General features: G+C 69.0%; 19 protein-coding genes and 1 tRNA gene. 9 read left to right on the forward strand and 11 right to left on the reverse strand.

Annotated elements, in window-relative coordinates:
- Positions 1-4 precede the first annotated feature (4 nt).
- Positions 5-697: a class I SAM-dependent methyltransferase gene (locus DMH01_RS25690; RefSeq protein WP_125679748.1), complete on the forward strand. Its 693-nt coding sequence runs from the start codon at positions 5-7 to the stop codon at positions 695-697.
- Between the two features lie 410 nt (positions 698-1,107).
- On the opposite strand, the gene DMH01_RS25695 is transcribed toward DMH01_RS25690, so the two are convergent.
- The 3 genes from DMH01_RS25695 to DMH01_RS25705 all read right to left on the reverse strand — a co-directional run bounded on the left by DMH01_RS25695 (position 1,108) and on the right by DMH01_RS25705 (position 4,594).
- Positions 1,108-1,181, reverse strand: a tRNA-Pro gene (locus DMH01_RS25695).
- Positions 1,182-1,210: 29 nt separating this feature from the next.
- Positions 1,211-2,137, reverse strand: coding sequence for a metallophosphoesterase (locus DMH01_RS25700; RefSeq protein WP_199745632.1), 927 nt, complete (start codon positions 2,135-2,137; stop codon positions 1,211-1,213).
- 285 nt (positions 2,138-2,422) lie between these two features.
- Positions 2,423-4,594, reverse strand: coding sequence for a transglycosylase domain-containing protein (locus DMH01_RS25705; RefSeq protein WP_125679750.1), 2,172 nt, complete (start codon positions 4,592-4,594; stop codon positions 2,423-2,425).
- Positions 4,595-4,944: 350 nt separating this feature from the next.
- Here DMH01_RS25705 and DMH01_RS25710 point away from each other — a divergent pair, with 350 nt between their 5' ends.
- Complete coding sequence (locus DMH01_RS25710; protein ID WP_005166974.1) at positions 4,945-5,262, forward strand: WhiB family transcriptional regulator; 318 nt, start codon at positions 4,945-4,947, stop codon at positions 5,260-5,262.
- 63 nt (positions 5,263-5,325) lie between these two features.
- On the opposite strand, the gene DMH01_RS25715 is transcribed toward DMH01_RS25710, so the two are convergent.
- The 4 genes from DMH01_RS25715 to DMH01_RS25730 all read right to left on the reverse strand — a co-directional run bounded on the left by DMH01_RS25715 (position 5,326) and on the right by DMH01_RS25730 (position 8,865).
- Positions 5,326-6,456 carry an ArsA family ATPase gene (locus DMH01_RS25715; RefSeq protein ID WP_125679751.1) on the reverse strand — a complete coding sequence of 377 codons (1,131 nt, stop codon included), beginning with the start codon at positions 6,454-6,456 and terminating at the stop codon, positions 5,326-5,328.
- Positions 6,456-7,460, reverse strand: a complete 1,005-nt coding sequence (locus tag DMH01_RS25720; RefSeq protein ID WP_125679752.1) for an ArsA-related P-loop ATPase — start codon at positions 7,458-7,460, stop codon at positions 6,456-6,458. Before DMH01_RS25720 ends, DMH01_RS25715 begins: the two co-directional genes overlap by 1 nt.
- Before the next feature lie 22 nt (positions 7,461-7,482).
- On the reverse strand, positions 7,483-7,731 hold the full coding sequence (locus DMH01_RS25725; protein ID WP_125679753.1) for a hypothetical protein: 249 nt from the start codon (positions 7,729-7,731) through the stop codon (positions 7,483-7,485).
- 189 nt (positions 7,732-7,920) lie between these two features.
- Positions 7,921-8,865, reverse strand: coding sequence for a triacylglycerol lipase (locus DMH01_RS25730; RefSeq protein ID WP_125679754.1), 945 nt, complete (start codon positions 8,863-8,865; stop codon positions 7,921-7,923).
- Between the two features lie 129 nt (positions 8,866-8,994).
- On the opposite strand from DMH01_RS25730, the gene DMH01_RS25735 reads away from it, so the two are divergent.
- From DMH01_RS25735 to DMH01_RS25765, 7 genes are all read left to right on the forward strand, one after another.
- Positions 8,995-9,156: a DUF4177 domain-containing protein gene (locus tag DMH01_RS25735; RefSeq protein WP_005166970.1), complete on the forward strand. Its 162-nt coding sequence runs from the start codon at positions 8,995-8,997 to the stop codon at positions 9,154-9,156.
- 12 nt (positions 9,157-9,168) lie between these two features.
- The gene (locus tag DMH01_RS25740; protein WP_125679755.1) at positions 9,169-9,624 is read left to right on the forward strand and encodes a RidA family protein; all 456 of its coding nucleotides are present in this window, start codon (positions 9,169-9,171) and stop codon (positions 9,622-9,624) included.
- Positions 9,624-10,253: a hypothetical protein gene (locus tag DMH01_RS25745; protein ID WP_125679756.1), complete on the forward strand. Its 630-nt coding sequence runs from the start codon at positions 9,624-9,626 to the stop codon at positions 10,251-10,253. Before DMH01_RS25740 ends, DMH01_RS25745 begins: the two co-directional genes overlap by 1 nt.
- 38 nt (positions 10,254-10,291) lie before the next feature.
- Positions 10,292-11,434, forward strand: coding sequence for a hypothetical protein (locus tag DMH01_RS25750; protein ID WP_125679757.1), 1,143 nt, complete (start codon positions 10,292-10,294; stop codon positions 11,432-11,434).
- 89 nt (positions 11,435-11,523) lie between these two features.
- Entirely contained in the window at positions 11,524-12,336 is an 813-nt protein-coding gene (locus tag DMH01_RS25755; protein WP_125679758.1) for an NUDIX domain-containing protein, read from the forward strand.
- Entirely contained in the window at positions 12,333-13,103 is a 771-nt protein-coding gene (locus DMH01_RS25760; protein WP_125679759.1) for an MBL fold metallo-hydrolase, read from the forward strand. The genes DMH01_RS25755 and DMH01_RS25760 overlap by 4 nt, the downstream gene beginning before the upstream one ends.
- Positions 13,100-13,351 carry a glutaredoxin domain-containing protein gene (locus tag DMH01_RS25765; RefSeq protein ID WP_125679760.1) on the forward strand — a complete coding sequence of 84 codons (252 nt, stop codon included), beginning with the start codon at positions 13,100-13,102 and terminating at the stop codon, positions 13,349-13,351. Before DMH01_RS25760 ends, DMH01_RS25765 begins: the two co-directional genes overlap by 4 nt.
- Positions 13,352-13,563: 212 nt before the next feature.
- On the opposite strand, the gene dnaN is transcribed toward DMH01_RS25765, so the two are convergent.
- From dnaN to DMH01_RS25785, 4 genes are all read right to left on the reverse strand, one after another.
- Complete coding sequence (dnaN, locus tag DMH01_RS25770; RefSeq protein WP_125679761.1) at positions 13,564-14,628, reverse strand: DNA polymerase III subunit beta; 1,065 nt, start codon at positions 14,626-14,628, stop codon at positions 13,564-13,566.
- A gap of 9 nt (positions 14,629-14,637) precedes the next feature.
- The gene (locus DMH01_RS25775; RefSeq protein WP_199745633.1) at positions 14,638-15,900 is read right to left on the reverse strand and encodes an MFS transporter; all 1,263 of its coding nucleotides are present in this window, start codon (positions 15,898-15,900) and stop codon (positions 14,638-14,640) included.
- 443 nt (positions 15,901-16,343) lie between these two features.
- Complete coding sequence (locus DMH01_RS25780; RefSeq protein ID WP_003081747.1) at positions 16,344-17,018, reverse strand: Crp/Fnr family transcriptional regulator; 675 nt, start codon at positions 17,016-17,018, stop codon at positions 16,344-16,346.
- Between the two features lie 159 nt (positions 17,019-17,177).
- On the reverse strand, positions 17,178-17,429 hold the full coding sequence (locus DMH01_RS25785; RefSeq protein WP_005166943.1) for a hypothetical protein: 252 nt from the start codon (positions 17,427-17,429) through the stop codon (positions 17,178-17,180).
- Positions 17,430-17,509 lie beyond the last annotated feature (80 nt).

A 17,509-nucleotide genomic window follows, 5' to 3' on the forward strand; every position in this document is an offset into this window, starting at 1 on the left:
CGGGGTGCTGGAGGGAAACGCGCCGCGCGCCGCGGTGTCCGCGCGGTTCGCGCGTCAGGCGGTCGAGCGGGCCGTGTTCGCGCAACCGCTGTTCGGACCGGGGATGGGGTGCGTCGACGTCGGCTGCGGGCCGGGTTCGATCACCCTCGGTATCGACAACGGGCACAGAAAGTCCACAGTGGACTTCTTGGTGGCGGAGGCGTGCGCGCTGCCGTTCGCCGAGGCTTCGGTGGACGTGGTCTTCGCGCACGCCGTCTTCGAGCACCTGAGGGAGCCGGGCGCCGCGCTGGCGGAACTCCGGCGGATCCTCAAACCGGGCGGCACGCTCGCACTGTCCACATCGGACTGGAGCCGGGCGCGGCTGCGGCCGAAGACGGCGAACGTCGACGCCGCCCTGCGCGGGCACTATCTGCTGTGGCGCCGCGCGGGCGGTGATCCGTTCGCCGGACGCTCGCTGCCCGCCGCGGTCACGGCCGCCGGTTTCACCGACGTGCGAACGAAAGTCCGCTACCGCACGGATACGACATACCGGGCGCTGGCGACGTCCGTGGAGGCGCGTCTGGTGACGGCGCTGGAAACCGCGACGACCCCGGACCGCGACCAGCTCGCTTCGGCGGCCCGCTCGGCGTGGTCGTGGGCGCGCTCGGGCGATGGGGATTTCGCCCAATGCTGGACCGAACTCCTCGCCACCCGCTGAGGCCTTTTCGGCGTCTCCCTCTCCGGTGTCCCCAATGTGGCACTGGGGACGTTGAGTGTCCCCAATGCCACATTGGGGACACTGAGCGTCTCAAATGAGGCATTGGGAACCCTTGGGCCTCGGCGCGCCCCTCGGTTGTCCACACCCGCTCACCGTTGTGGACAACCAGCCCCGCCGCCCCCTCTTTCGGCCGGCCCCGACGCCCCTCGCCGATAGACTGGCCTCGGGGTCGCCCCCCTGGGAGTGGCGGGGGCTGGCCGGTGGTCGGCGCCTGTCGCGCGGGCCTTCTGGTGCGCCGGGGATGCGTGATCCTCAAAGGGGGCCTTCAGGGCATGCGCGGCAAACGACAAAGTCCCGCAACGCGAAAGAGCCTTGCTCGCCAAAGCGAGCAAGGCTCTTTCGATCCAACGTCGGGGTGGCGGGATTCGAACCCACGACCTCCTCGACCCGAACGAGGCACGCTACCAAGCTGCGCCACACCCCGGGGTACTGCTTAACGGGTCGTGGAGAAGTCTAGCGGACGGTGTTCCGGGCTTTGCGGGGGGCCGCGTTCCGGCGATTGCCGCTGGTCGTACCCCGTGGGACGAGGGTCAGCAGGCTCGCCTCGGGAGGGCACGCGAAGCGCGCGGGAGCGTACGGCGAAGTGCCAAGCCCGGCGGAGACGTGAAGCCACATCTGGGCGCCCCAGCGGGACGCGCCGCGGGCGCGGGTGCGGTCGAGTTCGCAGTTGGTGACGAGCGCGCCGTAGCCCGGCACGCGGAGCTGCCCGCCGTGGGTGTGCCCCGCGAGGACGAGGTCGTAGCCGTCGCCCGCGAACTCGTCGAGGACGCGGGGCTCCGGCGAGTGCGTGACGCCGATGCGGACGGCGGCCGCCGTGTCCACCGGACCGGCGATGTCGGCGTAGCGGTCGCGGCGGAGGTGGGCGTCGTCGACGCCGGCGGTGAACACGTACTGGTCGGCGACCTCGATGGTGCGCCGGACGTGCGTGAGGTCGTGCCAGCCGTGTTCGACGAAGGCCGCGCGGAGGTCGCGCCACGGCAGGTGCTCGCCGTGGATGCGCTTCTTCTTGCCCTTCGGCATGAGGTAGCGCGCGGGGTTCTTCGGTTTCGGCGCGTAGTAGTCGTTGCTGCCGAAGATGAACACGCCGGGCCGGTCGAGCAGGGGGCCGAGTGCGCGCAGCACGGACGGGACGGCCTGCCGATGTGACAGGTTGTCACCGGTGTTGACGACGAGGTCCGGTTCGAGTGCGTCGAGCGCCGCTACCCAGCGTTGCTTGCTCACGTGACCGGGCAGCATGTGCAGGTCCGAGATGTGGAGGATCGTGAAGGGCTTCGCCCCTGCCGCGAGGACCGGGAGCTCCGCGGTGCGAAGCGTCCACCGGCGCCTTTCGATACCGACCGCGTAACCGAGGGTCGCGGCTCCCAGGGCGACGGTTCCCACGGCCAAGCGCCGTACCGTCGCCCCCGAAGTGCTTTCGTTACTGAGCGTGCTCACAATGTCCAGTTTACGTGCTCTTCGGTGGTGATCGTTCGCCCCCATTCCGGCGATCTCGGTAAATCGCTGGAATGGCCTCTTTTCTTCACCTTCCGTGGTCGGCGCGGGGTGTCGCGATCAATCGACATGATCCCGTCGATCGCAGTTCCCCGTTAGGCCGCCAGGCGCTCACTTAAAGTTAGAATGGTGTGACTCATCGTGATTTGCGCTGGTGAACATGGCCCTTGCCGGTCAGCGTCCGCCGCCCATGTACTTCGGGTCCGGCGGCGGCAGCGGCAGCGCTTCCTGGCCTTCGAGGATCTTCGACATCGCCCCGAACCAGGTCTGCGCCGGCGTCTTCCCGCCGAACATGTTCGGGTTGCAGCCTCCTGTGCGTACATTGCCGGGCCCGAAGTAGCAGAGGCCACCGTTTCCGCCCTTCGGACGGAACACCATCGCCGCGCCCGCGAGCTGCGGGGTGGCTCCCAGGTAGGTTCCCGAGCCGTTGTTCTGCGTGGTCCCGGTCTTGCCCATCACCGGCCGGTTCCAGCCGGCTCCGCTCGCGGCGACGGCCGACGTGCCACCGGGCGCGCTGTCCCGGCTCATGCCGACCGCGAGAGTGTTGGCGAGGCCTTCGGGCACGACCTGCTCACAGGCGGCTTCCTTGACGGGCACCGGTTTTCCGTCCCGGTCGGTGACGCCTGCCAGCGGGGTCGGCGGGCACCAGACGCCGCCGCTCATGATCGTGGCGCCGACATTCGCCAGCTCCAGACCGCTCAGCGGGGCGGGGCCAAGGGTGAACGAAGCGTTTCCTGCCCAGCCGGGCCTCGGGCCGAAGGCCTGGAGCTGACTGGTGTTGGCACCGGGATTGTCGGACTTCGGGTCGACGGCGCCACCACCGAGGTTACTGGCCATGGTGTCGCGCATGCCGAGTTTGCGCGCCATCTCCACGATCGGGCCGGTACTCCCGACCTTCTCTTCGAGGGCCACGAACGCCGTGTTCGGCGAGGTCGCCAGCGCCTGCTGCAACGACATGGCCCCGCCCGCCGGGTTGTAGTCACCCGCGTTGCCGAGGCAGTACCAGCGGGAGCGCAACGGCGGCCCGGTCGGGGCGCACTTGGGACCACCACCGGCGAACACGTGGGAGGTGTAGAAGTCCGACACCGGCAGGGGCGAGTTGATCCCCGCCACGCCCGCTTCCAACGCCGCGGCGGCGGTGAAGACCTTGTACGCCGACCCGGCGCCACCGGTGTTGTAGACGCCGGAAGGCAGGGCGAACGTCGTCTGTCCCTGGTCTTCGTGGAGCCCGTAGTCACGGTTCGCCGCCAGCGCCACGACTTCGTGCCGTTGCTTGCCCGGCTTCACCAGGGAAAGCGTGTTCGCGACGTTGTCCTGGGTCTTCTTGACCTGGGCTTCGGCCGACATCTTGGCTTCGTGGTTCGCCCGTTCGTCCAAAGTGGTCTTGATCTGGTAGCCGCCGGTGTAGAGATCGTCCTTCGTCATGCCGTTCTTGAGGAGATAGTCCTCGACGTACTGGCAGAAGAAACCGTTCTCCGGGCCGGCGCCGGTGCAGTTCGACGCGGGCTTCTGCGGGCCGCCTTCGACGACGCCGAGCGGCTCGGCCTTGAAGCGTTCCGCGTCCACCTTCGCGAGCTTCTGGTTGTCGACCATGCGGTCCAGCACCAGATTGCGGCGCTCGGTCGCCTTCGCCGGGTTCTTCCACGGGTCGTTGACGATCGGGTTGTTCACCAGACCGGCCAGCAGCGCCGCCTGCGGCACCGTGAGCTTCTCGACGGGCGTGTTGAAGTACGCGTTCGCGGCCGCGCCGACGCCGTAGATCTCGCGCGAGAACTCGACGACGTTCAGGTAGCCGGTCAGGATCTGCATCTTGTTCAGCTTGGTTTCCAGCTGGATCGCGATCCGGGCTTCCTTCAGCTTCCGGGCGACCGACTGCTCCTGTGCGCGCTTCTGGCCCGGCTTGTCGTCCCGGTAGACGACGTTGATCAGGTAGTTCTTGACGTACTGCTGGGTCAGCGTCGACGCGCCCTGCGTGTCGCCGCCGGTGCTGTTGCTGACCGCGGCGCGCAGCGTGCCCTTCCAGTCCACCCCGTTGTGCTCGTAGAAGCGCTTGTCCTCGACCGAGATCAGCGCCCACTTCATGGCGTCGTTGATCTGGGTCTCGCTCGTCGGGATGCGGAACTGCTTGTACAGCGTCGCGATCTGCTTGCCGGTGTTGTCGGTGATCGTCGTCACCAACGGCGGCGGTATGTCCGCAAGGTCCGAAGATGTCTTGTCGACGGTCTCGCTCGCCTGGTTCGACAGCACCCCCGCGGCGCCCGCCACCGGGAACAACATCCCCGCGACCAGCACCCCCGCGAGCACACACAGGCCAATGAGCTTCAGCAGACCGTCCGTTTTGCGCACGCGGACCAGGGTACGCGGATCCCGTTAGCCCACCGTGACGTCACCTCGCTGTCAGTGGGGATTCGGTCACGAAATCGACCCCATGAGGTGACGTTAGGTAGCGGCAGGCATTCTAGGGCTTGGCGGGGGGAACCGAGGGCCCCTACAGTCCGTCAACGTCTCACGTATGAAAAAGCCGACAGACGGGTGAGTGCGAGCGGCAGTCGCATTCGACCGAACGGAGGCACCGGCACCGGGGAGGTGTCGGCTCAACCGACGTGAGCACACAGGGAGACACGCTCATGGGGGCAGGAGCGCAGGCTTTTCGTCCCCCCGTGGTGTGTCGAACACCAGGGTAGGGAGCTGGGGGTATGGAAACCAACCAGTCGAGCTGGCGAGTCAATGCGTCGTGCCGCGACACCGATCCGGACGGTTTGTTCGTCCGGGGGGCGGAACAGAACCGGGCCAAGGCGGTCTGCCTCGGTTGCCCGGTCAGGACGGAGTGCCTCGCCGAAGCGCTCGATGGCCGGATCAACTTCGGCATCTGGGGAGGTATGACCGAACGGGAACGGCGGGCGCTGCTGCGGCGGCGGCCGGACGTTTCCAGCTGGGCGGACCTGCTTGAAGCGGCGAAGCGCAGTTTCACCGGGATCGACGAAGAGGAAGACGTCCGCGTCCGAGTCTCGTGATCATGGTTTCGTGAGAGGCCCCTTCCCTGAGTCCAAGGTAGGGAAGGGGTCCTTCACGGAGATTCAGGACTGGGTGGCGAGCCTGGTCCCGATGTCGCGCAGGCCTTCGAGATCGTGCACGTCACTGGGGAGCGCGGGCACCCGCACCAGCGGGACCTCGGGATGCGCCCGCGTGAACCTGGCGAGCAGCCGCGTCTCTCGATCGGCCAGCGCGACCCGGTCCGCGTGCAGGCGAAGGACGGCTTCGGCCAGCGGAGCGCTGGCCTCGCCCTTCGCGAGTTGCTCGGCGGCCGCGATGGCTTCGGCGCTGGACAACGGCGCCAGCACCGGGTGCGTCCGGTTCGCGACCAGCCCGGCCAGCGGCATGCTCTCCTCCGAGAGCCGCTCCACGAAGTAGGACGCCTCGCGCAGCGCGTCCGGCTCCGGCGCGGCCACCACGAGGAACGACGTGCCGCCGGATCGCAGCAGCTCGGAGGTCTTGCGCGCGCGTTCGCGGAAGCCGCCGAACATGCTGTCGAAGGCCTGCATGAACGCCGAAGCGTCCGTCAGCAGCTGGCCGCCGATGATCGTCGAGACGGCCTTCGCGAACATCGAGAACCCGGCGTTGACGACCTTGCGCAGGCCCCAGCCGCCCGCTTTGGCCGGGCCGGTGAGCAACCGGATCATCCGGCCGTCGAGCGCGCTGGAAAGCCGCGTCGGCGCGTCGAGGAAGTCCAGCGCCGATCGGCTCGGCGGCGTGTCGACGATGATCAGATCCCACTCGTCGGTGGCCGCGAGCTGCCCCAGCTTCTCCATCGCCATGTACTCCTGCGTTCCGGAGAACGACGTGGAAATGGTCTGGTAGAAGGGGTTCTGCAGCAGCTGCTCGGCGCGTTCCGGGCCGGCGTGCACGCGCACCATGTCGTCGAAGGTGCGCCGCATGTCGAGCATCATCGCCCAGAGCTCACCCTTGGGCTCGAAGCCTTCGACCTGCACCTGCTTCGGGTGGTTGCCGAGTTCCCGCAGGCCGAGCGCCTGCGCCAGCCGCCGGGCCGGGTCGATGGTGAGCACCACCGTCTGCCGCCCGCGCTCGGCCGCGCGCAACGCCAGCGCGGCCGCGGTGGTCGTCTTGCCGACCCCGCCGGATCCGCAGCACACGATGACCCGGCTTTCCGGATCGTCGATCAGCCGGTCGACCTCCAGGATGTCCGACATCAGCGCACCCCCTGCTCGGTCAGCGCTTCGGCGAGGTCGTAGAGCGCCGCGACGTCGACCCCGTCGGTCAGGTCCGGCAGTTCGAGGCCCGGCAAGTCCGCTTCGGACAGTTGCTCGCGGGCGCGCTGCTCGGCCGCGACCCGCACGGCGTGTTCGACGGTCTCCTCGACCAGCGCGTCGAGGGTGCTGTCGGGCAGGTTCAGCCCGGCCGACGCGAGCCCGGCGCGGACGCGCGAGGCGTCGACACGGCCGTCCGCGGCGGCGGTCACCGAACGGGCGGGCAGCCGCGGCGGGCGGACCCGGTTGACCAGTACGGCGCCGGGGCGCAGGTCGGCTCCGTCGAGTTCGGCGACCGCTTCGACGGTCTCCCGCACCGGCATCTCTTCCAGCAGCGTCACCAGGTGGACCGCGGTCTCACCGGAGTGCAGCAGGCGCACGACCCCGTCGGCCTGGCCGCGGATCGGGCCGGTCTTGGCGAGATCGGTCAGCGCCTTGGTGACGTCGAGGAACTTCACGACCCGGCCGGTGGGCGGCGAGTCGACGACGACGGCGTCGTAGGTGTGGCGGCCGTCCGATTCGGTCCGGCCGACGCATTCCTTGATCTTCCCGGTGAGCAGGACGTCGCGCAGACCCGGCGCGAGCGTGGTCGCGAACTCGATCGCGCCCATCCGCCGCAGCGTCCGCCCCGCGAAGCCCAGGTTGTAGAACATCTCGAAGTATTCGAGGAGCGCGGCCTCGACGTCGATGTGCAGGGCGCGCAGTTCGCCGCCGCCGGGAACCGCCGCGATGCGCTGCTCGGCGTACGGCAGCGGCTCGGTGTCGAAGAGCTGGGCGATGCCCTGCCGGCCTTCGACCTCGATCAGCAGCACCCGGCGCCCGCCTTTGGCGAGCGCGAGGCCGAGGGAGGCGGCGAGCGTGGTCTTGCCCGTCCCGCCCTTACCGGTGACGAAATGCAGCCTGGCTCTCGCGAGTTCGTCGGTCCAGCCGGCAAGGGATGTGCTCACCGGTCCCACCCTAATTGAGCGGTCAGCTCGCCAGCATCATGACGCCGAGCGCAGCGGCGACCAGTCCCAGAAGAGTCCAGGTCAGGACGCCGGGCAGCACCGTGAGCATCACCACACCGAGCAGCAGGAGGACCACGAAGGCCACCGCGCCGGTGATCGCGACCGTCGACGAGCGGCCCGTGCGGTCCCGTGCCTTCGCCATCAGGACCAGCACAAGCGGCAGCCCGGCCGCGGCGAGCAGGACGGTCGCGACCACACGCCAGGTCTCCACGGGCCCACCGTAGCGCCCGCCGGTCTCGCGTGATCGAACGGCGATCTCACGTGATCAGACGCGTATCTCGCGTGATTGAGAAGCGATCAGAGAGTTCGCCGTCTGATCACGCGAGTTCGCTCTCCAATCACGTGAGATACGCGTCCAATCACGTGAGTGCGCCCTCTGATCACGCGGGATCGCGGCGGGTCAGCTCCCGATGGGGGTGGCGGGCACGCAGGGGACCGGCTTCGCGTGCGCCGGGTCCAGCGCGTTGAGGACGTGCCCGGCCGCGTTGCGGTCGGCGGCGACACCGGCGTGCTCGGCCAGATCCAGCACGCAGCTGTCCTGCAGGACGATGTTCTTCACGTTCGGCCCCTTGCCCATACCGCTCGTGTACGGGACGACGGCCTCGTCGTAGCGGGTCATGATGTTCGTGTAGGTCACGCCCGGCTGGAAGACGCCGTTGCCCGACCGCAGCTTCGTGAGGAATTCCGAGCCGCGCAGGAACTGGCGGCACGAGCCGCAGGCCGGATCGAGGATGCCGTTGAACCCGGGCGCGAGCCCCAGCGCTCCGGCGAGCGCGTACAGATGCGAGGCGCCGAACAGGGTCGTGCCGTTCCAGAGCGGGGTCAGGCTGACGTACTTGTCCACTTTGGACGCCCCGCCGAGGAACTTCACGTAATAGGAAGGCATCAGCGTGCCTTCGGAATGCCCGAGGAGGTCCACCTTGGACGCGCCGGTCGCGCCGAGCACCTTGTCGACGAACGCCGAAAGCTCCTTCGCGCTCTGCTCCATCGGAAGCAGGCCGCCCGGTTGGTAGACCGGCAGCGGCTTCCCGGGGACCCCATAGGTCAGGGAGAAGACGCAGTACCCGTTGTTCTTGAGCAGCGGGGCGAACGTCTGCCAGTTCACCGTCTGGTTGGCGCCGAGCCCGTGGGTGAGCACCACCGGATTCGGATGGGCCTCGCTCGGGCGGCAGTCGAAGTCGTTCGCGCCGGGTGGCGGGCCGCCGGGAGCCGCCGCCTGCGCGGGCAGCGCGGCGGCGAGGGTCCACGGGACGGGGAGTTCCTCGTCGGCGATCGCCGGTGAAGCGCAGATCAGGGCAAGGGCCGCGGCCAGGAAGGTGGCGGTGAGGGACTTCGTCGTCCGCATGTCGGCGTCCTATCTACTCCCGAGTAGGTGTGAAGTGAACCACATCGGCGGGAATTCGGCGAACCGGTCGCGAGAGGGTTTTCCGCATGTGTGTCGGGCGCGCTTGCCGGTTTGGCTACGCTCCCGGGCATGAGCGCCACCAAGTGGGAGTACGCGACCGTCCCCCTGTTGATCCACGCCACCAAGCAGATCCTCGACCAGTGGGGCGAGGACGGCTGGGAGCTCGTCACCGTGCTCCCGAACCCGACCGGCGAGCAGCACGTCGCCTACCTCAAACGAGCGAAGAACTGAGGGATTGAAGCCATGACCTGGAGCGATCGACTCGCCGAGCTCGGTATCGAGCTGCCAGCCGTCGCCGCCCCGCTGGCGGCCTACGTGCCCGCCGTCCGCACGGGTTCGCACGTCTACACGGCCGGGCAGCTGCCCTTCGTCTCCGGTGAGCTCGAAGCGACCGGCAAGGTCGGCGCCGAGGTCAGCCCCGAAGAGGCGAAGCAGTACGCGCGGACGTCGATCCTCAACGCCCTCGCCGCGGTCGACTCGGTCGTCGGCATCGACAACGTCGTGCGGGTGGTCAAGGTCGTCGGCTTCGTCGCGTCCGCGGAGGGCTTCACCGGTCAGCCCGCGGTGATCAACGGGGCGTCCGAGCTGCTCGGCGAGATCTTCGGCGAGGCGGGTATCCACGCCCGCTCGGCCGTCGGGGTCGCCGAGCTGCCGATCGGGGCGCCGGTCGAGATCGAACTGATCGTGGAGGTGAAGTGATGGACCCGGACATCGAACGGTCCTCGCACGAGCTCCTGCTCCGGCTGGCCGGACGGCTGCCGGACCAGCTCTTGTGGCGGTTCCGTGACTGGCTGGGCGAAGGCGCGATGGGCACGCTCGCGCGCACCCTGCCCAGGTCTTTGCTTAAGCACAGGATCGACCTGGATCAAACCGAGTATCGCCTGCTAGTCGCCGGGCTCATCCCTCACGGAGCCGACTGGCATCAGGTGAGTTCCACCCTGGGGGTAGACGACGTCACCGAGACCAGGTACACATTCACGCAGAGTGCGCCCGAATGGGTGAACTCCGTCGACTCTGTGTCCGTATTGATCCACGCAACGTTGCGGGGACGGCCGGATGTGGGTGAAGTGCGGCAAAGCTGGCGACACCTCGGTGTGGTCGGCGAGGGTGGGGCGAAACGAGTCCTCCTGGTCACGGCGCTGAACGGGCTGCCCAGGCTGACCGGCGAACTGCAGCGCGTCCTGCGCGTGCTGGGTGACGAGGAGCCCGGCGTCGAGGTTCTCCCGCCGAGCATCGACCTCACCGGCTACCACCGCACCGCGCTCGCCAACTCCGAGCTGGTCTGTGTGGGCGCGGTGGACACCGGAAGTCGGCTGGTCGCCGCTTAACGCTCGCTCCACCAGGCGAGCCGGGAGGGAGCAGAGCAATGGTGGAGGTCCACGACGGCCCGCCCATGGACGGGTTCTCGGTGCCCCTGCGCCTGCACAACCTGTTACTGGCCCTGGCGGGTCGTATCGACGACAGTGCTTTGACCGAAGCGCGTGAGCTGATCGCGCGTGCGCACATCGACGAAGCGGTGGAGCTCACCACCGGCACCCTGATCGCGGGGAAGATCCCGGTGAGCTCGGCCGAACAGCGTGAACTCGCGCTCGTCCTCGAGATGAGCAGGTCCGACGCCACCCTGGCGAACGACCTGCTGGTCGTCGAAGAGGACGAGCCGGTGCTCACCCACCGGTTCACCGGTGAGAACCAGCCCGAATTCGGCCTCGCCGAGGCGCTCGACCGCACCCTGCAGGTGCTGCCGGACGTCCGGTCGGTCCACGCGGTGTGGCGGAACACGCCGGCGGGCAGCGTGCCCGGCGCGCTGCCGCAGCGGGTGGTCCTGGTCGAGATCGGCCCGGAGGGCAACCCGCCCGCGGTCGCGTTCCGCGTGGACACCGCGCTTCGCCGCGCGGGGATCCGTTCGGTCGTCGAGGTCGCGGGACCCGGCGTCGCACGGTCCGCGTACCACCAGGCCGCGTCGTCGGCCGCGAGTCCTGTCTGGGTCACCGGGAGTACCCACTCCAGTGACTTTCGGTCCGAGCCGGTGACCCCGCCGCCCGCTCCCGCCCCGGCTCCCGAGCCGGTCAAGGAGCAGCCGAGCAGGCACGGGTTGCGGCCGGTCGGCAGCAGTACTCACGAACCGGTCGAGCCGATCGCGCCGGTGGTGCCGATCGTGCAGCAGGCGCCCGCGGCGACGCCGTCTTCGTCGGAGTCGGCGGCACCGCGCAAGTCGCGGGCGGAGACCCGTGCCGAGCGCACGGCCGACCTGACTCCGGCCGAGGTGGCACAGCTGCGCCAGGCGCTCAAGGAGGACCCCGAAAAGGGCCGCGAGATCGCCACGGGCAAGCCGAGCATGCACGAGGTCGTCGAGCTGCCCGCTCTCGACCTCGACGACCCAAGCCTGAGCGAGCGCGACCGCGCGCTCCTGCGCGAGCTGCACGCCGAGCTCGCCGAACGGGAGCGCGCCGAAGCGGCGAAGATCCGGCTGAACGGTGCTTCGCGCAGCAGCGGTTCTAGCTGGTCCTAGCGAGCTCTATGCATTTCGTCCTCTGGATGCGGTGGTTGCACGCGCAACTACCGCATCCAGAGGACGAATTGCGATGTTAGGTTGCGAGGGTGGCTGAAGAACTGACATTCGACATCCCGGTGGGGGCCGGGGTGGGCACTCGCGCCAATGCCGACGGCGAGCCGGTGACACCCAAGGACGCGGCGACCGTGATCCTCCTCCGCGACGGCGCCGACGGCGTCGAGGTCTTCCTGCAGCACCGGGTGAAGGGGATGCCGTTCGCGGGTGGAATGACCGTTTTCCCCGGCGGTGGCGTGGATTCCCGCGATGTCGACACCTCCGTCAGCTGGGCGGGCCCGGAGCCGGCGTGGTGGGCGGAACGCTTCGGCTGCGATGAATCGCTCGCCCGCGCGCTGGTGTGCGCGGCCGTGCGGGAGACGTTCGAGGAGTCGGGCGTGCTGCTCGCGAGCATCGGGGACAGCGTCGTCACCGACACGACGCCCTACCACGACGCCCGAGCGAAGCTGGTCTCCCGGGAACTCTCGCTCGCCGCGTTCCTCGAAGCCAACGGCCTGACGCTGCGCGCGGATCTCCTGCGCCCGTGGGCGAACTGGGTCACCCCGCCGCAGGAACCGCGCCGCTACGACACCTGCTTCTTCGTCGCCGTGCTGCCAGAGGGACAGCAGGCGGACGGCGCCACCTCCGAAGCCGTCAGCTCCGGCTGGCAGCGGCCCGAGGAGGCCATCGCCGATGCCAAGGAAGGGCGCCGCATGCTCATGCCACCGACCTGGATGACGCTCGCGGAACTGGGCGAGTTCGATTCGGCGGCCGCGGCGCAGGCCGTCGAGCGCGAGATCTCGAAGATCATGCCGACGCTGGTGCGCGAAGGCGACAAGGTCCGCGTCGTCCTGGACCCGGCATGAGCGCCCCCGCGTACGGCGTGTTGCGCCAGGTCACGCCGACGGCTTCCGTGCTGCTGGAGCACAACCCGTCGTCGATGACGTTGGAGGGCACCAATTCCTGGGTGCTGCGCGGGCCGGGCGCGGTCGGCTCCGTGGTCGTCGATCCTGGTCACGAGGACGTCGAGCATCTGACATTGCTGGCGGAAACCGGCGCCGTCGAGCTGATCATCCTGACCCACCACCACCCCGACCACGCCGAGGGCGCGCCCTGGTTCGCCGAGCGTGCCGGCGCCCCGGTGCGGGCCTTCGACGAGTCGCTCTGCGTCGGTGGGAAGTCCCTTGTGGACGGTGAGGTGATCGAGGCGGCAGGTCTCCGGCTGTCGGTGCTGCACACGCCCGGCCACACCGGCGACTCGATCTGCCTGGTGTCCGACGGCCAGATCCTGACCGGTGACACCATCCTCGGCCGCGGCACCACCGTGCTGCACGACCTCGGCGACTATCTGCGCTCGCTGCGGAAACTCATCGGCCTGCCCGGCGGCACCATCGGGCTTCCGGGGCACGGCCCCGAACTGCCCGACCTGGCCGCGACCGCGCGCGAATACCTGGCGCACCGGGAAGAACGGCTCGACCAGGTGCGTGCGGCACTGGAGAAGCTCGGCGCGGACGCCACCCCGCGCCAGGTCGTCGAGGTCGTCTACGCCGACGTCGACAAGGCTCTGTGGGCGCCTGCGGAGTGGAGTGTGCAGGCACAGTTGGACTATCTGAGGTCGGAGGATGGCGAATGAGTGACGTCGAGGTCGAGTTCTACTGGCGCCCCGGATGCGGGTTCTGCGCCGCGCTGGAACGGCCGCTGTCGAAGAGCGGTTTCAAGGTGAAGCGGGTCAACATCTGGGAGGACCCGGACGCCGCCGCGCGGGTGCGTTCGGTGGCGGACGGGAACGAGGTCGTGCCGACGGTCTTCGTGGGCTCGAAGGCGATGGTGAACCCTTCGTTCGGTGAGATCGAGGCCGCGGTGAAGGCCGCTTCCGCCTAGGTCGCCAGATGCCATGAAAGGTCCTTTCCTTGCGAAATTTGCCAGGAAAGGACCTTTCATGGCGTTCGGCACGGCATGACTGCTTCGAGTTGGGGCGCCGAGGCCGGTGTCGCGAAAGCCACTTTGGAGACGTCAGGTGTCGCGAAAGTGGCTTTCGCGACACCGGCGGAAGGTGAGGCTGGCGCCACGACAAGAGTCCCTTGTGGACAATGTCAGCGCGGCAGCATCGGCATGACGTAGTACGTCAGCTCCACATCGCCCGGCTCCACCGCCCGGATGACGCAGGCCCGCATCCCGGGCTGGATCTCGAGCCGCACCCGTTCCCCGGCGAAACCCTGCAACGCGTCCAGCAGGTAGCGCGCCTGGAACGAAGGTGACGTCCGGCCGCCCGAAACCTCGGCCTTCAACGTCTCCTCGGCCTCCCCGGTGTCCTGCTTGGAACTGGCCAGCCGCAGATGCGAGTCGCCGACTTCCAGCGTCAGCACCCGGCGATCGTCCGCGTAGACGCCCACCCGGCGCACGGCGGAGGCCAGCGCGTCGGCGGAGACCTCGACCGTGGTGTCCACAGTGGACGACTCGATCAGCTTCTCCGACAGGAATCCCGCGTCGAGTACGGCGGTGGTGACGGTGACTCCGGCCCAGCTCAGGCCGAAGCGGGTCTTGTCGCCGTGCAGGCCGACGACGCCGCGTGCCTGCTTCGCCGTCTCCGCGAGGAGGCCTGCCGGGACGAGCGCGTCGATCGGCTCGCCTTCCGACCGCAGCGGCAGGGTGGCCACGGCCATCCGGTACCGGTCGGACGCCGTCAGCCGCAGCTCGCGGCTGAAGCTCTGCACGCGGACGCCGGTGAACATCGGCAGCGCGTCGTCCTTCGCCGCCGTGCCCGCGACCGTGCGCAACGCGGTCACCAGTGCGTGACCGTCCACTTCGGACACCTTCGGCGGCATGTCCGGGAGGTTCAGCTCGCGGCTCAGCAGCGGAAGCGCATAACGGCCACCCTCCACCCGCACGGCCAGCCGCGAACCCTCGACGACCAGACGCACCAGGTCGTCTTCCAGCATTCGCAGGGTTTCCGCGAGCGGCCCCGCCGGGACCAGGACCTCGCCATCGGTGTGGACCATGGCGTCACTGGTCAGGCGGACCGCCCGTTCACTGTCGCTGCCGCCGACGGTCAGCCCGTCCTTCCCGGCGCGCAGGAGCAGGCCGGAGCGGGCCGTGAGCAGCCGGGCGGCGGCGGAAACGGCGGACGAGAGGGAACGGGTGGCGGCAGTCAGGTCCATGCCCGCAAGCTAGCGGGCGGCACCGACAAGTTCGGGGGCTTCGGTGACGGCACCGGTCGGTTGCGGGCGGAAGGTGCCGCGCAGCAGCCACACCACCGCGGCGAGCGCGAACCCGACACCGCCGGCGGCGAGGAACGCCGCTTCGTGTCCGGCGTGTTCGACGAGGTAGCCGCTGATCGACTGCCCGAACGCGAGACCGAGGGTCACCGCGGTCAGCACCCAGCCGAACGCCTCGGCCGCCGTGCCCTTGGGCGCGGCGATCTCGATGGCCGCCGAGTGCGTCGTCGACTGCGGCGTGATGAGCGCGCCCGCGGCGAGCATGGCGAGCGCTAGGCCCCAGAGCGAGCCGGGCAGCGCGAGCAGCGCCACCAGCGCGCCGAATCCGGCCAGCAGCACCGGCAGCCGCAGGCTCATCTGACGCGGCCACGGGCGCAGGCTGTACGCGACCCCGAACGCGACCGAGCTGACCGACCAGGCCGAGAGCAGCAGACCGCCGATGGAGGTGTTCCCCGCCTCGGTGGCGGCCGCCGGGACGGCGACCTCGACGAACCCGATCACGGCGCCGAAGCCCAGCGCGGCGACCGCGAGTGTGCGCATTCCGGGGCTGGCCAGCGCGCCGAGAAGTTTGCCGCCGGTGGACGGCGACGGACCCCAGGCGCGCACGGTCGGGCTCAGCGCGAACAGCACCGCGCCCGCGATCATGGTCAGCGAGCCGGTCACGATGCCGGTGCCCGCCCACGGCGCGGCGATCAGCAGCCCCGCGAACCCGGGGCCGAGGATGAAGAAGACCTCCATGCTGATCGCTTCATAGGAGAACGCGGCGTTCCGCGTCGGCCCGGCGGGCAGCAGCCGTGTCCACAGTGCCCGCGAGGCCGAACCGACCATCGGTTCCGTGATGCCGGTGCCGAAGGCGAGCGGGACCAGCACGAGGGTCGGCGCGTGCGCCTCGATCGCGAACACCAGCCCGGTCATCGCCAGTGCGAAGAGCACCGTGGTGGTCAGCAGCGGCCTCGTCGGCCCGAAGCGGTCGATGAGCCGTCCCTGCACGACCGCGCCGACGGAGACACCCACCAGCGACCCGGCCGAAACCAGTCCGGCCGAGGCGAAGGAGCCCGTCTCGCGCTGGACGTAGAGCAGCGCGGAGATGCCGATCATCGCGATCGGCAGGCGGGCGAGCAGGGACGCGATCACCGCCCCGCGGGATCCGGGCGCGGTCAGCGCGGCTCGGTAGTCGGCGAGGGAGGTGCGGTGGCTCTCGGCGGAAGCGGACACAGACTGGGACACGCGTACCAGTATGAACACTTTGGTACGCGAGTACCAGATCTGCGGCGGTAAGTTTGGTCACCACCGCTTTCGGGTACTACGGGGGTCGAAGCGCCCCGGTTCGTCACGATCGGATAACAGTCGATCGATTCTGGGTCATTCGGGGCAACAAATCGACGCGTTTGGCGTCCTTGAGAGTGAAAGTGCTTGAGTTCACGGCCGATGGCCGTGGATGGTTGTACGACAATCACACAGTCTCCAGCTCCCTCCGGCGTACGGGTCGGGGCCTTGTTCCGGAGGGCGGGGAGCGCGGATCGTCGGGGGATGGTCCGCGCACAGCGAAGAGCCGGTGCGCCACGTCGGGGGTGGCGCCCGGCTCTTCGTTGTGTCTGGTCTTTGAACGCGCGACCGCCGCAAGCAGAGGACTACTCGCGGCGGTCGCGGTGAAAGATCTAGCGGGCGCGGCGGGCCAGGCGCTCCGGGTCCAGGATCAGCACGCTCTTGCCTTCGAGCCGCAGCCAGCCGCGGTGCGCGAAGTCGGCGAGAGCCTTGTTGACGGTCTCGCGCGAAGCGCCGACGTACTGGGCGATCTCCTCCTGCGTCAGGTCGTGCGTGACCCGCAGCAGCCCGGCCTCCTGGCTGCCGAAACGCTGCGCCAGCTGCAGCAGCGCACGCGCCACGCGGCCGGGGACGTCGGTGAAGATCAGCTCGGCGACCATGTTGTTCGTCCGGCGCAGCCTGCGGGCGACCACCCGCAGTAACTGCTCGGCGATCTCCGGGCGGGTGGAGATCCACTGCCGCAGCGCCGGGCGGTCCATCGTCACCGCGCGGACCTCGGTCACGGTCGTCGCGCTGGACGTCCGCGGGCCCGGGTCGAAAATGGACAGCTCGCCGAACATGTCGGACGGGCCGAAGATGCCCAGCAGGTTCTCGCGGCCGTCGGGTGACTTGCGGCCGATCTTCACCTTGCCGGACTGGATGATGTAAAGCTTGTCGCCGGGTTCACCCTCGTTGAAGATGACATGCCCGCGAGGGAACTCCACGGATTCCAAGGTCTGTGCCAGCGCCTCGGCGGCTGCCGGCTCAACACCCTGGAAAATGCCCGCTCGGGCCAGGGTTTCGTCCACCTCGGGTGCCTCCTCATCGAGATACGACGTCGATCCTCATTCTGCCGAGGACCGTGTCGTCGATCACTTTTCGCGTCAGTCTAGGTCGTGCGCGCGAGATCGCTCGTCGGCACGCCGAACGTGCGCGTGGCCGGGAACGATCTCGCTCGAACGTGGAGCCTAACTCCGCACGCGTCGCGCGCGAAGCCTGGCCGCCTTCCCGCCCAGCCTGCGCAGCCGGAAAAGCTCGAGCGCGCGCCCGATGCCGTGCCCGTAAAGGGCCCTGACCTCGTTGGGCTGAGCCTGCTCGAGGAACTCCTCGACCTCGTTCTCCTGCACCGCGACGTGCTTGAGCCTGGTCTCCACGCGTTCCATGAACAGCGCGAAGAACATGATCACCAGGGGCACCAGGATGACGAACCAGACGGTCATGAGCCCTGCCCAGGGAATTCGGAAAAGTTGTGCATTACTCCAGATCCTCGCTCATGGCGTCCTCGATCGAAGCGCCGAGG

The organism is Amycolatopsis sp. WAC 04182 (assembly GCF_003947465.1).
Taxonomy (GTDB): Bacteria; Actinomycetota; Actinomycetes; order Mycobacteriales; family Pseudonocardiaceae; genus Amycolatopsis.

What these genes read in the sequence shown, in the direction of transcription:
- DMH01_RS25710 (WP_005166974.1), top strand. Translation starts at nt 4,945, where the DNA reads ATGGAAACCAACCAGTCGAGCTGGCGAGTCAATGCGTCGTGCCGCGAC.
- DMH01_RS25715 (WP_125679751.1), bottom strand. Translation starts at nt 6,456, where the DNA reads ATGTCGGACATCCTGGAGGTCGACCGGCTGATCGACGATCCGGAAAGC.
- DMH01_RS25730 (WP_125679754.1), bottom strand. Translation starts at nt 8,865, where the DNA reads ATGCGGACGACGAAGTCCCTCACCGCCACCTTCCTGGCCGCGGCCCTT.
- DMH01_RS25735 (WP_005166970.1), top strand. Translation starts at nt 8,995, where the DNA reads ATGAGCGCCACCAAGTGGGAGTACGCGACCGTCCCCCTGTTGATCCAC.
- DMH01_RS25740 (WP_125679755.1), top strand. Translation starts at nt 9,169, where the DNA reads ATGACCTGGAGCGATCGACTCGCCGAGCTCGGTATCGAGCTGCCAGCC.
- DMH01_RS25745 (WP_125679756.1), top strand. Translation starts at nt 9,624, where the DNA reads ATGGACCCGGACATCGAACGGTCCTCGCACGAGCTCCTGCTCCGGCTG.
- DMH01_RS25750 (WP_125679757.1), top strand. Translation starts at nt 10,292, where the DNA reads ATGGTGGAGGTCCACGACGGCCCGCCCATGGACGGGTTCTCGGTGCCC.
- DMH01_RS25760 (WP_125679759.1), top strand. Translation starts at nt 12,333, where the DNA reads ATGAGCGCCCCCGCGTACGGCGTGTTGCGCCAGGTCACGCCGACGGCT.
- DMH01_RS25765 (WP_125679760.1), top strand. Translation starts at nt 13,100, where the DNA reads ATGAGTGACGTCGAGGTCGAGTTCTACTGGCGCCCCGGATGCGGGTTC.
- dnaN (WP_125679761.1), bottom strand. Translation starts at nt 14,628, where the DNA reads ATGGACCTGACTGCCGCCACCCGTTCCCTCTCGTCCGCCGTTTCCGCC.
- DMH01_RS25785 (WP_005166943.1), bottom strand. Translation starts at nt 17,429, where the DNA reads ATGACCGTCTGGTTCGTCATCCTGGTGCCCCTGGTGATCATGTTCTTC.